This is a genomic window from Corynebacterium silvaticum (assembly GCF_004382825.2).
Lineage (GTDB): Bacteria > Actinomycetota > Actinomycetes > Mycobacteriales > Mycobacteriaceae > Corynebacterium > Corynebacterium silvaticum.
Map to the genome: position 1 here is coordinate 87901 of NZ_SDQO02000003.1, position 14729 is coordinate 102629.

General features: G+C 56.6%; 15 protein-coding genes, 1 tRNA gene and 1 pseudogene. 9 read left to right on the forward strand and 8 right to left on the reverse strand.

Going from position 1 to position 14729, the window contains the following annotated elements:
- Window positions 1-40 precede the first annotated feature (40 nt).
- Window positions 41-592: a hypothetical protein gene (locus ET810_RS08480; protein WP_134316183.1), complete on the reverse strand. Its 552-nt coding sequence runs from the start codon at window positions 590-592 to the stop codon at window positions 41-43.
- A 44-nt stretch (window positions 593-636) separates the two neighbouring features.
- Here ET810_RS08480 and ET810_RS08485 point away from each other — a divergent pair, with 44 nt between their 5' ends.
- Together ET810_RS08485 and ET810_RS08490 are read left to right on the forward strand one after the other, a co-directional pair.
- Entirely contained in the window at window positions 637-1554 is a 918-nt protein-coding gene (locus tag ET810_RS08485) for a hypothetical protein (protein WP_134316184.1), read from the forward strand.
- Between the two features lie 437 nt (window positions 1555-1991).
- A complete protein-coding gene (locus tag ET810_RS08490; protein ID WP_225870450.1) occupies window positions 1992-2774 on the forward strand; it encodes a tyrosine-type recombinase/integrase in 783 nt (260 codons plus the stop codon).
- A 46-nt stretch (window positions 2775-2820) separates the two neighbouring features.
- On the opposite strand, the gene ET810_RS08495 is transcribed toward ET810_RS08490, so the two are convergent.
- Window positions 2821-2893: transfer RNA gene (locus tag ET810_RS08495), tRNA-Thr, on the reverse strand.
- 192 nt (window positions 2894-3085) lie between these two features.
- On the opposite strand from ET810_RS08495, the gene thrE reads away from it, so the two are divergent.
- The 5 genes from thrE (at window position 3086) to otsB (ending at window position 7706) form a co-directional block, all read left to right on the forward strand.
- Window positions 3086-4630: a threonine/serine exporter ThrE gene (thrE, locus tag ET810_RS08500; RefSeq protein ID WP_087454936.1), complete on the forward strand. Its 1545-nt coding sequence runs from the start codon at window positions 3086-3088 to the stop codon at window positions 4628-4630.
- A 72-nt stretch (window positions 4631-4702) separates the two neighbouring features.
- On the forward strand, window positions 4703-5011 hold the full coding sequence (locus ET810_RS08505; protein WP_134316185.1) for a hypothetical protein: 309 nt from the start codon (window positions 4703-4705) through the stop codon (window positions 5009-5011).
- An 8-nt stretch (window positions 5012-5019) separates the two neighbouring features.
- On the forward strand, window positions 5020-6495 hold the full coding sequence (locus tag ET810_RS08510) for an alpha,alpha-trehalose-phosphate synthase (UDP-forming) (RefSeq protein WP_087454525.1): 1476 nt from the start codon (window positions 5020-5022) through the stop codon (window positions 6493-6495).
- Window positions 6492-6971, forward strand: a complete 480-nt coding sequence (locus ET810_RS08515; RefSeq protein WP_087454526.1) for a hypothetical protein — start codon at window positions 6492-6494, stop codon at window positions 6969-6971. Before ET810_RS08510 ends, ET810_RS08515 begins: the two co-directional genes overlap by 4 nt.
- A 9-nt stretch (window positions 6972-6980) precedes the next feature.
- Complete coding sequence (otsB, locus tag ET810_RS08520; protein WP_087454527.1) at window positions 6981-7706, forward strand: trehalose-phosphatase; 726 nt, start codon at window positions 6981-6983, stop codon at window positions 7704-7706.
- On the opposite strand, the gene ET810_RS08525 is transcribed toward otsB, so the two are convergent.
- Window positions 7703-8794 carry a LacI family DNA-binding transcriptional regulator gene (locus ET810_RS08525; protein WP_087454528.1) on the reverse strand — a complete coding sequence of 364 codons (1092 nt, stop codon included), beginning with the start codon at window positions 8792-8794 and terminating at the stop codon, window positions 7703-7705. The genes otsB and ET810_RS08525 overlap by 4 nt on opposite strands.
- 41 nt (window positions 8795-8835) lie before the next feature.
- Between ET810_RS08525 and ET810_RS13350 the strand changes: the two are divergent.
- A pseudogene (locus tag ET810_RS13350) lies at window positions 8836-9668 on the forward strand (CE1 family esterase).
- Here the strand turns inward: ET810_RS13350 and rlmB are convergent.
- Genes rlmB through ET810_RS08555 form a run of 5 tightly spaced genes read right to left on the reverse strand, consistent with a single transcriptional unit; the run spans window position 9604 to window position 13823 of the window.
- The gene (rlmB, locus tag ET810_RS08535) at window positions 9604-10545 is read right to left on the reverse strand and encodes a 23S rRNA (guanosine(2251)-2'-O)-methyltransferase RlmB (protein ID WP_134316186.1); all 942 of its coding nucleotides are present in this window, start codon (window positions 10543-10545) and stop codon (window positions 9604-9606) included. The pseudogene ET810_RS13350 and the gene rlmB sit on opposite strands and share 65 nt — an antisense overlap.
- A 21-nt stretch (window positions 10546-10566) precedes the next feature.
- A complete protein-coding gene (cysS, locus tag ET810_RS08540; protein ID WP_087454530.1) occupies window positions 10567-11964 on the reverse strand; it encodes a cysteine--tRNA ligase in 1398 nt (465 codons plus the stop codon).
- Between the two features lie 60 nt (window positions 11965-12024).
- Window positions 12025-12504 (reverse strand): 2-C-methyl-D-erythritol 2,4-cyclodiphosphate synthase, encoded by a 480-nt coding sequence (gene ispF / locus ET810_RS08545; RefSeq protein WP_087454531.1) that lies wholly within the window; start codon window positions 12502-12504, stop codon window positions 12025-12027.
- Window positions 12497-13234, reverse strand: coding sequence for a 2-C-methyl-D-erythritol 4-phosphate cytidylyltransferase (gene ispD, locus ET810_RS08550; RefSeq protein ID WP_134316187.1), 738 nt, complete (start codon window positions 13232-13234; stop codon window positions 12497-12499). Before ispD ends, ispF begins: the two co-directional genes overlap by 8 nt.
- A gap of 7 nt (window positions 13235-13241) precedes the next feature.
- Entirely contained in the window at window positions 13242-13823 is a 582-nt protein-coding gene (locus ET810_RS08555; protein WP_087454533.1) for a CarD family transcriptional regulator, read from the reverse strand.
- A gap of 330 nt (window positions 13824-14153) precedes the next feature.
- Here ET810_RS08555 and ET810_RS08560 point away from each other — a divergent pair, with 330 nt between their 5' ends.
- On the forward strand, window positions 14154-14726 hold the full coding sequence (locus tag ET810_RS08560) for a hypothetical protein (protein ID WP_087454534.1): 573 nt from the start codon (window positions 14154-14156) through the stop codon (window positions 14724-14726).
- The last annotated feature ends 3 nt before the right edge of the window (window positions 14727-14729 follow it).

The window sequence follows — 14729 nt, forward strand, 5'->3', positions numbered from 1 at the left end:
GAGAAATCACACCAGAAGACCTCGTCAACCTGACCCCGCCTTACTTGTCCTCCTGCAGCTCAGCAACAGCGAACGACTCACGCAGCTCTTTCGATTCACCGAAAGTCCACGTGCGTTCATCGACGCCGTGCAGTAGTTTCGATGCAGCCGCTTTCACGTGCGAGAACTTCATCTCCGCGACATCAAAACCCGCATCACGGATAGCATCCGCGATCACCCACGCCGCAGACTTCGGGTCAATGATGATCGCCACAGGATCAGCGTCGCGCACAGCCTGCAGCACAGCGGCAGTTGCTGCCTGAATATTCAACGGACCGTGATAACCCACGACCCCGTGAACCCCACCGGAGTTCGTTCGACCACCCGCAGCGATAGAGCACCACTCACGGTCAGGGGTAGCGTCAACCGCCAACACAGTGTGCAACAAAGCAACATGATCAGTTGTGAACGCGGCATCAAGTTGCTCATCCGTGAAGATCGGTTTGAACTCATCCACGACCTCATCGTCGAACCACAAACCCCAGCCCAGCGCTTCAACACCAAAGTTGATCCTGCCGGACTCGGTGTTCATGCGTCGCATGATGTTCTTCATCTTCTTAGCGTTAGCGATTACACCCTACAGGGAATGCAGTACAGGTGACGAAAGAATCAGACCACTACGAACATCTGCTCGACTATGTCCCAGTAAGTGGCGAGGGGCTCATATTCGTCACTCTACATATAGACACCGTTGGTGTACGGACAAAGCTGGAAGCGATCATTGTTGAGCTTGACGGGGCACCAATTGGAGAACTAACAAAAGGCTCCTCAGAGAAATTCATTACAGCCGTCAAACATCTAGAAGGGCTGGGGCTTACCTGTGGGTGTATGGCGAAGATCAAAGGATCATCGGTAGCTGCAGAAGTCACTCTATACGCGAAAAAAGCCCATGAGCTGACAGAAGAAGAACTAAACCCTACGGGCTTTTCTTCCTACCCAAGTTCAGTCCCCTTTGAAGTCAACCCGTTAGAGTACGACGCCCCAGCTAGATACGCTGGAGAACCGCTCCCAGCGTCATCTAAAAAACCGGAAACAAAAACGGAGACGGACAGCCCCCGTACCCCCACAGCCACTCCTCCTACGGCTTGGGCTGCGCCGGCACCCCTAGTTGAGACTGCCCCCGCAGTTCCATCGATCCTTGACCCTATCCCTTGGGGGGAGCTTTTAGTCCAAGACGGAACCCGTCGGGCAACGCCATTCCAACGTGGTTACGTTCGAGGAATCGCCAACAAGTACATCACTGATGGCAAAGCTCCACGCATTGATTACATCACAGTTGGCCAGTGTGAAATGGTGCTAAGATATTTGGGCGAATCAATCACACCACTTACCACCCAAGGACGTAACTCCATGACGCTGTGGTGGGTGCTAGTAATGGCGATAACACTTTTAGTCCTCCTATTTTCATTTATCCCCACAGTAGGACCTCTAGTGTTTCTCGCTTCATTAGGTTTCTTGGTGTTCTACTTCTGGACCCGGAGTAAACTGCAACCGCCTTTTAACAAGAAAAGATAAATAAATACCCTCCACCTGCAGTCGCCAAACGAAAGGTGGAGGGGGCCGCCAATTCAGCAAATTAACCGACCTGAGGAGAAGTCTACCCAATGGCATCCATCAAAAAAATACAACACAGCCAAAGGCACCGCCTGGCGTGTCCAATACCGTAGCCCTGATGGGCGATCACGCACCAAACAAGGGTTCCGCACAAAGGCGGAAGCGCAGCACTGGGCCGACAAAACGCCACCACAATCGCAGAAGGGGCGTGGATCGACCCGAATGCTGGAAAGACTCTCATCCGCGACCTGACAGAAACGTGGTGGGAGGGTCGGCAGCACCTCAAAGCGTCGACGCTTAAAGCCGACGGCTACAGAAAGGTTCAAGTTCTAGAGTATTGGGGCGCCCGGCCGGTCGGGAGCATAAAAAAATCAGCAGTGCAGGCGTGGGTATCAGGAATGGGGAAATCTGGGTCCACGGTCCGGCACGCCCATAGCGTTCTTTTGCAAATTCTTGAGGTTGCGGTGACCGATGGACTTATAGTGTCGAATCCTGCCCGTGGGGTGCGCCTTCCCCGCAGGAACGCGCCGGTGAAGGTTTTTCTTACCCCTGCACAGCTGGCTGCTCTGGCAAAAGCCACCGGTGATGAGACGGGTGATCATGCCATCATTGTGTGGGTATTGGGCACTGTGGGGCTGCGTTGGGGTGAGCTGGCGGGGCTGAAGGTAGAGGATATTGATTTTGAGCGGGCGCGGATTATGGTCAGGCGGTCGGTGACGTATGTGGGGGGGGCGGAGCCTGTGGAGTCTGCACCGAAGACACATGAGCGGCGTGAGGTATCAATGTCTCTTCCTGTGTGTCGGATGCTCAGGCGGCAGTGTGAGGGGAAGGCTCAGGGGGCGTGGGTTTTTGAGCGCGACAATGGACTCCCGCTGAGGTCTGTGAATTCGTCTGATGGGTTGTTTCAGGCTGCTGTGGAGGCTGCTAAGGCTGATGATTCAAAGTTTCCTACAGTTACCCCGCATGGGCTTCGGCATGTGGCTGCGGGTCTTCTGGTGTCGGATGGTGCGAATGTGAAGGTGGTTCAGAAGCAGTTGACGCATGCGTCGGCGGCTATGACTTTGGATACGTACGCTGCTCTTTTTGATGATGATTTGGATTCTGTGGGTAGTGCGCTTGGTGAGATTTTGTCGGGTGTCGTGGGATTGTCGTGGAATGAGGGAAAGTTGCACGTGGTTTAGGTATGAAAAATGCCCCTGACCTTTATCTTTAGTCAGGGGCTTGTTGAGCTGGAGATGGGACTTGAACCCACAACCTACGGTTTACAAGACCGTTGCGCTACCAATTGCGCCACTCCAGCACACGCTCAAGACAGCTCACTGAGTTTAGTGAGCACCCTTTCGCACGATAATGAATCGTACAACACGAGTGGGCTTTCAGCCAAGCAGGACCGTGAGCATGAGCTATACCCCTCCCCCACGTAAAAGCTAATGTTTGAGTAACTTCCTAAACTGTAGGATGCAAAGACAACCCAAGGATCAGGGGGCTCGTGGTGAGTTTGCTGGATAAGCTTCGGAGCTGGAATAGCAGTTCCGGCCGTCTGGCCACGATCGATACGGTCAAAGCTGCGCCGCCTCCCTCACCCCTTGCGCCAATTGATCTCACCGATCCCGCTCAGGTTGCTGCGGTTATGGATCTCGCTGCTCGGATCGGCGACATTCTGCTCTCTGCTGGCACGTCCAATCGCGATACGCGTGCGCAGGTTCACGCGGTGACCGCTGCTTATGGTTTGCTCTTCTGTCATGTTGACATCACGCTGAACACAATCACGGTGTTTACTACGATCGGCATCACAAAGAAGACTCCGGTCAGTGTGTTTCGTGTCGTTCGCTCTCTCACTACGGATTTTTCCAAGTTGACTGAGGTGGACCGCTTGATTCGTTCGATTCAGGCAGGTGCTACGCCACCGGATGTGGCGGAGAAAATCCTCAACGAGCTATCGCAGACGCGTGCTAAGTACCGTTTCCGTACCGCGGTTTTCGGTTGGGGCTTTCTGGGTGCCGCTGTGTCGATGCTGCTTGGTGGCACTTTTTTGGTCGCAGCGATCTCTTTCGTCGTGTCGCTAGTCATCATGGGCGGAAGCGTGTGGCTTGATCGCAACTCCCTGCCATTATTCTTCCAATATATATTTGGCGGTTTTATGGCGACGGTTCCCGCTGCTGTCGCTTATTCGGTGGCCAGCCATTATGGGATGCACGTATCGCCAAGCCATATTGTCGCGGCGGGGATTGTCGTCATGATGTCCAATCTTGCAATGGTCCAGTCGTTGCAGGATGGCATTACAGGCGCTCCGGTCACTGCTAGTGCTCGCTTCTTTGAGACCCTGCTGCTCACTGGTGCGATTGTGGCAGGCGTGGGCGCCGGGATTCAGGCCGCGCAGTTGATGGGCATTACGCTTCCGCCGTTAGAGGCAGCAGTCTCGTTGGCGGCTAAGTCTTCCGCTTCTAAAGTGATCGCCGGGGCCGTGGCGTCGGCAGCTTTTGCAGTGGGATGTTTTGCCGAGCTCTCTGCCGTTGCGGTGTCGGGTCTTACTGCGGCAGCGGGTTCTTTTGTCTTCTATTACGTGCTTATCCCGTTGGGTATCGGCCCCGTGGTGTCCATTGCTATTGCCGCAACTTTTATTGGTCTTGCCGGTGGTTTACTTGCCCGCAGGTTCTTGATTCCGCCGCTTATTACGGCCATTGCGGGCATCACGCCTATGCTCCCGGGCCTTTCCATTTACCGAGGAATGTACGCGGCCCTCAACGAGCAGGTGTTGTTGGGATTCACCAACGTCGCCCTTGCGCTTTCTATTTGTTGTGGTTTGGCAGCCGGAGTGGTGTTGGGAGAATGGGTTGCACGCCGAGTACGCCGGCCGCAGCGCTTCAATCCTTACAAAGCTTTTCGACGCACGCGCCGTTATTCCTTCCGCCAAGCTCAGGCCGCTGCGGAGAAACGTGCGGAGCAGGAAGAGCAGGAAAAACTGGCGCTGCGTAGGCGCATGTCTAAGGGACATACGCCTAAGTACACGGCGACCAAGCGACGCCGCGGTTTATAGAGTAGAATGTTGGTTTTGCATTGCTTTTCATGAGCCGCGCTTCCGTCGTCTTCACTATTTTGAGGAGGATCCTTGCCACCCAAGGTCACTGACACCCGTACTAATTCGGCCGAGTCTCTTCACGCCGTCGAAGCGGAGACAGCCGCTGCCGCACGCCGCATCGTAGCTGGTTATGCCAAAGATTTCTTTGATGGCGTGACCTTGATGTGCATGCTGGGTGTAGAGCCAGAGGGCTTGTCGCATCGCAAGGTTGCTGCCGAGCACGAGGAAGCTAACGCTTCAAAGAAGACTCGCGCTAAGAAGACCACCAAAAAAGCTGCCAAGAAGACCACTAAGAAGGCCGCGAAAAAGGCTACTAAGAAAACCACTAAGAAAGCCTGAGGCTAACTGTGAGTGATGAGTTCGGCGACAACGACTTTGTCGTAGTAGCTAATCGCCTGCCTGTTGATTTAACCGTTAATTCTGATGGTACCTCCCAATGGGTAGCTAGCCCCGGCGGACTTGTCACAGCACTCAGCCCCATTTTGTCCCAGCACAGCGGTTGCTGGGTGGGGTGGCCCGGCACCACGGACGGGCACGCGCCTGAGCCTTTTAAGACTGAAGACGGCATTCTTCTTCACCCCGTAGCCCTCACTGATTATGACTTTGAGGGATTTTATGAGGGATTTTCCAATGCCACCTTGTGGCCGCTTTATCACGACCTCATTGTCCATCCCATCTACAACCGGGACTGGTGGTCGGCGTATCGGGAAGTAAACCTCAAGTTTGCTAACGCGGTGGCAGAGGTGGCCGCACAAGATGCCATAGTGTGGGTGCAGGATTATCAGTTGCAGCTGGTCCCTGGCATTTTGCGGCAGACGCGCCCCGATTTAACTATTGGGTTCTTCCTTCATATCCCGTTCCCCAGCCCGGATCTCTTCCGCCAACTCCCATGGCGGGAGGAAGTGGTACGCGGACTTCTGGGAGCAGACCTCATCGGCTTCCATTTGCCAGCCAGCGCAAACAACTTCCTGGAATTGGCGCGGCAGGTAACCGGCACTACTGGCTCTCACACCGGCCAGCCAGATACTTTAGTGGTTCAGGGAACCGCTGCTGTGCGCTCTGTGGAGGCCTCCCTGCAGGCAAGCGATGGCAGAGAAGTTGGCGTGGCAGCCTATCCCATTTCTATCGATGTCACTCAGTTGACGGATATGGAGACAGACGCCGAGGCCACCCGCGCCGAGTTTGGGAATCCTAAAACCATTATCCTGGGCGTCGATAGGCTTGATTACACCAAGGGGATTCTCCAGCGGCTGCTGGCCTTTGAAGAGCTGCTAGAAAGCGGCGCTTTGGATGCCGACGATACTGTCCTGGTTCAGGTCGCCACCCCCTCCCGCGAGCGCATCGAACACTATAAGCAAACTCGCTCCGAGGTTGAGGAAGCCGTGGGCCGTATCAATGGCCGTTTTGGTTCCATTGGGCATTCGGCAGTCCATTATCACCACCGTTCTTTAGCCAAGACCGAACTTGCCTCGCTCTATGCTGCGGCCGACATCATGCTGGTCACCCCCTTTAAAGATGGGATGAATCTGGTGGCCAAGGAGTACGTGGCGTGCCATGGGGATGGAACGGGCGCCTTGGTACTCAGCGAGTTCGCGGGTGCAGCCTATGAGCTTGAGCAGGCCTTCCTGTGCAACCCCTTTGATACGGAGTCAATTAAGAAGCAGGTCGTTGCAGCAGTTACCTCGTTAAAGTTCACACCAGATGCCGCCAAGGAGCGGATGATGGCGTTGCACCGACAGGTTGTGAAGCATGACGTGAACCTCTGGGCCGCGTCGTTCCTGGAGGATCTCCACCGGCTTCATGAAAACGGAGTGGAAGAGTGAAAGCCAAGGCCACCGCAGTATTATGCCTGCTCGCCATCTCTTTGGCCGGGTGTGGGCAGCAAAAACAGCAGGTCGCAGGCTCGCAGTGGCAAGTGACCGACGTCTACACCACACCGGAGTTTCCCCATGAGGTCCCCGATGCTATAGCAGGGGCCGCGGTGATGAGCTTCGGTGGTTCTTCCATGACCGGCTTCACCGGTTGCGCCCCATTCCAAGGCAAGATTTCCTTTAGCGCACAGGAAAAGCAAAACGTTGCCCCGCAGGATGCGGATCGGCTTACTGTGAAAGCCGTAAAGTTCCAGCCTATCGACGACGCAACCTGCGAAGGGCGCACGCGTTATATCCATGGTTCTCTCGTCGACATCATCGTTGGTGCATCCTTTGACGTACGGCACGACGGCCCCGGAGTGATAACGCTTCTGCGCAGCGGAGAATCAGTCGACTCGCCAGCGATAAGGCTTGTAGTAAAGCAGTAAGGTAGAAAAATGACCCCCGAGTTGTCGCACCTCGCTCGCGCACCACGTCTGCTTATCGTCTCTGATTTCGACGGCACTCTCGCTGGTTTTAGCACTAACGCACAAGTCGTCCCCATCGAGCACCGATCGTTGGACGCGCTGCGTCGTCTAGCTGCGCTCCCCCACACGGACGTGGCGGTTCTCTCTGGCCGCGGCCTTGCGGAGCTTCGTCAAGTCAGCGGTCTCACAGACCCCATCGCGCTCATCGGATCGCATGGAACCGAATCCTCTACCGGCGCCCCACCACTCACCGAAGAACAACGCACTGCTCTGACGGCTGTCACCGCCGCCTACGAGGCCATCGCGCAGCGCGTTGAGGGGGCTTTTGTGGAATACAAGCCATTCCATCGCGTACTGCACGTTATCCGAGTAGCTGATCACGATATCGCGCGTAATGCCCTCGATGAGGCCCTTGCCATCAACATACCTGGGGTAACGCCCAAAGAGGGCAAGTGGATCGCTGAAGCCGGCGTGATCGATACCAACAAGGGGACATGGCTCGCCCACCAGCGCACGCGTGCCGACGTCACCATCTTCCTCGGCGACGACACCACGGATGAAGACGCTTTCCGAGTCCTAGGACCTGCAGACCTCGGGGTGAAAGTCGGCCCCGGGGAAACCGCCGCTACGCATCGTGTGGCAGACCTCAAAGGCGTGGCAGATCTGCTCACGCAGCTTGCAGACCTCCGCGCCTAATCTCTAGGAGCCACCACAGTCTTTCCTGGGTGCAAGGTAGTCGTGAGAATCTCACGTTCTGTCCCGGTCGTATCTTGTTCAATGAGCCGGTACAGCATCCGCCCTGCGCACTCGCCTTTGATCTTGTTAGGTTGCAGGACTGTCGTTAACTCACTGTTCAGTGCCGGTGCGATGCCGTCAAAACCGGTCACCGACATGTCCTCAGGAACAACCAGCCCTACTCGCTTGGCATATTCGATAACGCCAAAAGCCATCGTATCCGTGGTGCACAGCACCGCAGTGAGATCGGGGTGCTCCGTAAGCAGCTCGCGCGCCGCGTCGATGTTGTTGGCGGGGTCATTGATGTGCCGTTCCACAATCGGAACTGCACCTTGCGGAATCCCCGCAGCGTCGAACACTTCTAGCGCCCCCTGAACCCGCGCTCTTTGCACGTGATGACGCGCCGAGCTGAGCCTTTCCGCCGTCACCGGCCCATTGTTAGGAACCGAATCCAGGCGAATGCACAGTATCCCGATGCGGCGGTGGCCGGCGTCGATAAGCGCCTGCGCGGCCGGGGCAATCGCAGCATGATCATCTATCCCGACAAAGGACATGCGAGTGTCGTCGGCGGGTTGGTCGCACACCACCGTGGGGAGGCCGCGGGTATGCACTGCCTCCAGGAACGGGTCGCCTTGCGCCACCGAATACACCACAAACCCGTCTACCACAGCGGAGTTCACCAACTGCCGCGTGGCAACCGGGTCCAAAGAGTGCGGCCCCACCGGCACCAACGTCATCGAGGTCTGCGACCCAGCCGATGCCTCGGCCATCCCCGCCAGAAAATCCACGGAAGCTAAGTCCTCAAAGGCATAGCTCAAGTGATCAGTGAACAGCACCCCCACAGAACCCACGCGTCGGGTGCGCAACGACCTTGCCGTTGGGTCCGGCCCCGGATAGCCCAGGCGCTCTGCCGTAGCCAGAATTTGTTCACGCAATTGAGTGGATAGCTGCTCCGGATGATTGTAGGCATTGGACACCGTGGTCCGGGAAACACCTAACTCCTGTGCCAAGGACGCCAAACTCGTTCGCTGCTTCTGACGGGAAACCATAGGCACCAACCTACCGCATGCGGTAAATATACTGGGCCACTATGAGGCACAAACTCGGCGAAAGAACTTATATTCGGATCGATCCCGCTGTTCCCAACGGCTCGCTTCTCATGTACCTGCATGGATCTAGACAAACAGCAAGCGTGTCCCGAAACTTCACCGATCGAACTTTCGACCGCTTCGCAGAGCACGGCACCACGGTCATCTACCCGGAAGGCATCTCGCACCACTGGAACGACGCACGTCGCAACTTCACAGAACAGACTCGGCTGCTAGGCACCGATGACGTCGCCTTCCCCACCGCCCTCGCAGCCCCGTATTCCCAGTTCTTTGGCGTGGGATTCTCCAACGGCGCCCATATGTTGATTCGGTTGCTTCACGATTCACCCGGCACCCTCGCCGGCGCAGCCCTCATCGCGGCAAATCAGCCCGCCCCTCCAACTTCCTCAGCACCTCGGAGCACTGGCGCCCGACCAAGGTTCTCACCATGCACGGCACTGAAGACCCCATTTCCCCCTATCACGGGGGCCTTATCGACGCCGCCCGCGGGGAAGTCCTCTCTTTCCACGACACCGCCGCCTACTATGCCCAGCTCAATGTCCTAGACCATTCAACAGAAAGCACGGCCCAGGGCTTTAGGGTGGCATCGTGGCCTGGCGAGCACCCCGTCGAAGCATGGTCGCTCACGGGCATCGGTCACGTGGTCCCCACTCGGCACCCCGTGACCTCCGCATTCTTGGGTCCCACGTCAACCGATTTTGTGGCGGCTACGGCAATCGCGAGGTTCTTCGAGTTGCCGTACTCAGAAGCTACTGAGTTCTGCGCTGGCGAGCGAACTCGCTCAGCACTACGCCCGCAGCCACCGACGCGTTGAGGGATTCCACCCATCGTGCCATCGGAATAGACATGATGGAGTCACATGTCTCCCGCACCAGGCGGGAAATACCTTTGCCTTCGGAACCAACAACGATAACAACGGGGCCCTTACCGTCGTACGTGTCCAACGTTGCATCGCCGCCAGCATCGAGGCCAACGATCTGGTAACCGTTTTGTTGGAACTCTTTGAGCGCACGCGTGATATTTGTTGCCTTGGCCACTGGGAGTCGCGCCGCGGTGCCAGCCGAGGTGCGCCAAGCCACAGCGGTCACCGAAGCAGAACGACGCTCCGGGATCACCACGCCGTGTCCGCCAAAGGCAGCCACCGAACGAATAACAGCGCCCAAGTTGCGTGGGTCGGTGATGTTGTCCAGCACCACGATCATGCCGGGTTCACCGGAGTCCTTGGCCTGAGTAATCAGGTCATAGACCTCAACGTACTTGTATGGCGGGATCTGTAGGCCAATGCCTTGGTGCATGCCATTGCCCGTCATACGATCAAGCTCACGCCGCGCGACCTCAATCAGGGGGATGCCACGGCCATGAGCCATCTGTACGGCTTCGCTGAGTCGGGCATCATTTTTTGTGCCTTCCGCGATGTAGAGACTCGTGGCAGGCACCTTGGCGTGCAGGCATTCCACTACTGGGTTACGGCCAACAACGAGCTCAGCTGTCTCTTCTTTCTTGTGGCGCCCCTGATCACGACGCTGCTTTTCCAGCTTGCGCTTATGCGCCGCATGGTACACGCGGTCTTCGGCCTTTGGCGTAGGGCCTTTGCCTTTTAATCCGCGCCGCCGAACGGCACCGGATCCTTTGGTAGCGCCCTTTTTGTTGGTCTTGCGGACGCCGGGGCGATTGGTCTCTTTTCCTGACATTGACTGTCTTTCTTGGTCTATTTATTGATTGTCGTTGAGCGCCCAGGTGGGGCCATCGGCGGTGTCTGTGACTGTGATGCCGGCAGCAGCGAGGCGGTCGCGGACCTGATCTGCTGTTGCCCAGTCTTTGGCTTCTCGTGCTGTGGTGCGTCGTTCCAGCTCTGCGCGTACGAGGACGTCGAGGGCGGCCATCGCGTCCTCAGAAGTATCGGACTCTGTACTCCAATGCTCTGATTGTGGGTCGACTCCCAGCACCGCAGTCATGGCTCGTATCGAGGAAGCAAGACGCTGCGCCTCTGCGATATCGCCCGAAGACAACGCGGTATTACCAGCGCGAACTAGGCCATGAATCTCTGCAAGCGCCTTGGGAACGGCAAGGTCATCGTCCAAAGCCGCTGCAAATTCTGGTGTCCAGGTTCCGCTACCCACCGGGCCGACTTTTGCCAGGAATGCCTCAATACGACGATAGCCAGCGGCTGCCTCTAAGAGAGCATTATCGGAATATTCGAGCATGGAACGATAGTGGGCTGAGCCAAGGTAATAACGAAGCTCTACCGGGCGTACTTTCTCCAAAATATTGGGAACAGAAAGAACGTTGCCCAGTGATTTTGACATCTTTTCCCCGCTCATGGTCACCCAGTGATTGTGCATCCAATACTGAGCAAACCCATCACCTGCGGCATGCGATTGCGCAATTTCGTTCTCGTGATGCGGGAATTGTAAGTCAAGGCCGCCGCAGTGAATATCGAATTCACCGCCGAGATACCACGTGGCCATCGCGGAGCACTCAAGATGCCAGCCGGGGCGACCGTCTCCCCAAGGAGTGGGCCAGGATGGTTCGCCTGGTTTGGCGGCCTTCCACAGCGCAAAATCGTGCGCGCCACGCTTGCCGTGATTTTCTGTCTCGCCTTGTTCCATCTCTTCGACTTTATTGCCAGAGAGGCTTCCGTAGTCTGAGCCCTGCGCCGCAGTCCAGGCAGAAACATCAAAGTAGACGGAGCCTTCGGCTTCATAGGCATAACCGTTATCTATGAGGCGCTGCATATAGTCGATCATTTGAGTGACGTGACCGGTGGCACGAGGCTCAACGGAGGGCGGGAGAACCCCGAGCTGATCGTATGCCCACGTGAACTCTCGTTCATAGGTGGATACCCATTCCCACCAGGGGCGGCCATGCTCTTCTGCTTTGCGAAGAATCTTGTCATCAATATCCGTGACGTTACGAACAAACGCAACATCGAGGCCTTTAGCAAGCAGCCATCGGCGCAGGATATCAAAAGCGACTCCCGAGCGAACATGCCCAATATGCGGCTGTGCTTGAGGAGTTGCCCCACACAGGTAGATCGATGCGTGTCCTTCACGCAAAGGCGTGAAATCTCGAAGCGAGCGTGTTCCTGTGTCAAAGATGCGTAGAGTCACAAAAACTAGTCTATCGGACGTGGAAGCATTTGCTTCATTTGCTTAATCCACGCCCAGCGGTTACTTCCATACCACCGCCGTGGCCACGGCGGCCCGCCCCTCGCTGCGCCCCGTAAAACCGAGATGATCAGTCGTGGTGGCCGATACGGAAACGGGTGCACCAAGGATCTCGCTCATCACACGTTCGGCTTCTTCACGGCGTGGTCCCATCTTAGGGCTTTGCCCCACCAGTTGCACGGCACCGTTTCCGATGGTGAATCCATGCTCTTCCAGCAAAGCTCGGCATCCTTGCAGTAAGCGGGCACCGGAAACCCCGTCGTATTCTTTTCTTCCCACTCCCACAAAGGAACCTAGATCGCCGAGGTTTGCTGCGGACAGGAGGGCGTCGACAAGCGAATGCGCGACCACGTCTCCATCGGAGTGTCCCTCGCAGCCATCTTGGCCGGGAAAGAGCAGGCAGGCGATCCAGCAGGGCTTGCCTGCCTCGATTTGGTGGGCGTCGGTGGCAATCCCCACGCGTGGGATGATCGGGTTAGTCACTGGGCACCTCAAAGATCGTAGGTTCGGCTTCGTCGGTCACTGCCTTGGCCAGCGCATAATCCAATGGTGTGGTTACTTTGAAGGCCATAGGGTCCCCCTGCACGCACTGAACGTTCGCGCCGAACCATTCCATAAGGCTGGCATCATCAGTAGCGATAAATTCAGGTTGTTGCTCGAAATAAGCAAGATTCGCGGCACGCAATTGAGCCAGGTCGAAGCCCTGCGGGGTCTGAACCGCGCGTAACGACGAGCGCGCGGGGGTACGCAGCACCGTCGTGTCGTCGACTTCTTTGATTGTGTCTGCCACGGGCAGGACCGGAATAACGGCCTCCGTCCCTTCCAAAACCGCACGGGCGACTCGCGCAATCATCCCCGGCGGGGTCAAAGCACGGGCAGAATCGTGGATCAGTACTACCGCGTCTTCATCAGGTAAAGACTGCAAACCACACCAGACCGAATCAGCCCTTTCTACCCCGCCGTGTACTAGCCGCACGGGAATTTCTGGGGAGGAAAGCAGCCCTGCCTGGTCTAAAATGCGCTCAGCGTAGTCCTGCATCTCTGGGCTAATGATCACGATCACCTCATCAACGATGCCGGAGGTGATCATGGCCTGGACAGATCTAACCAAGAGCGCTGTGCCCCGAAGCGGCACATAGGCTTTAGGTAACTCAGCCCCCAGGCGCTTACCTTTGCCCGCTGCCGCAACGATGGCTACGACGCGCCTAGACATCGTAGTTCTAGTCCTCGTCATCAAAGCTGAGGTCATCCAGATCGATGTCTGACTCCTCAACTTTGTTGACCTCAGGGAGGTCAATGCCGGCAGCGCGATGACGCTCAACGGTCGCGTCTACCTGTGCAAGCAGCTCATCTGCCTTCTTTTCATCGATGTTCTCTGCCAGTGCCAGCTCACCGACGAGCACCTGACGTGCCTTGGCGAGCATGCGCTTTTCGCCAGCGGACAGGCCTCGGCCCTGATCGCGACGCCACAGGTCACGAACTACCTCAGCGACCTTGTTCACGTCACCGGAAGCAAGACGCTCCTGGTTTGCTTTGAAACGACGAGACCAGTTACCGGCTTCCTCCACGTCGATTTCCCTCAAGAACCCAAAGACCTTTTGCAGGCCTTCATCATCGACGACGTCACGCACGCCCACCAGCTCCGCGTTCTTGGAGGGAACGCGAACCACGAGATCCGATTGGTTGATTTGGAGGACCAAGAATTCCAAGGTCTCACCGTTCATTTCACGCTGTTCGATCGCCTCGATGACTGCGGCACCATGATGCGGATAGACGACGGTATCGCCGACCTTGAATTCCATCTAAACTCCTTGAGCGTTCGGGTTTAACCGCCGTATTCTACCACGACTCCAACCAGCACTTTTAGCCGAGTGCACTATTCCCACACTATTCACATCTGAACCGGACGATAAAAGATTTTTGTTCCAGAAAAATGCATGGCGAGATATGCAAAATACTCGACTGATCCCCACCGCAAGGCAAAAAGTTCCCATGGTTCTAAAGTTTCCCCCCGTTTGGCTTCACTGCTACACAAATAACTGTGTGAACAGCAGCACTAGATACTAGAGTGAAGAACGAAAAATGTGACGAAACTCTGCTCACACTCGTCACGCCCCTACAGTCTCACCCCTATGGAGGACCAACAAGTGAAGTCCATGAAGTCTGTCGCCCGTCGTGGCGCTTTGATCTCCGTCGCTGCAGTGTCCACAATTGCTCTGGCAGCCTGCAGCGCAGGACAGATCACTCAGACCTCTTCACAGGTCGCAGCTGTGGACGGAACCCAGGCCGACACCGAGAACGGCACCATCGCAATCCGCGACGTCACCGTTCACCTCACCGACAAGGGCGAAGCAGGCGTAAAATTCACTGCTATCAACCAGCACAACAGCAACGCGCGCCACACGCTGAAGTCCATCACCGTTCGCGGAGAAAAAGCAGTGATCACCGGGGAGACCACAATCAACTCGGACTGTTCCCTCGTTGGCGATGTCCCTTCTGAGCTGGCCAAGCTCACCAAGCCAAAGAACATCTGCATCGAGCATGTTTCCACCACGATTGCTAACACCGGCCTAGCTGTTGGCGGTAACAAGGAGGTTGTCTTCTCCTTCGATTCCGGCACCATCACCACCACCGCAACAATCTCCACTCCGGTTGTTGAATCCGGCACCCAGGATCGCGAGGTCGGCGGCCACGCCGCCCATTAATCA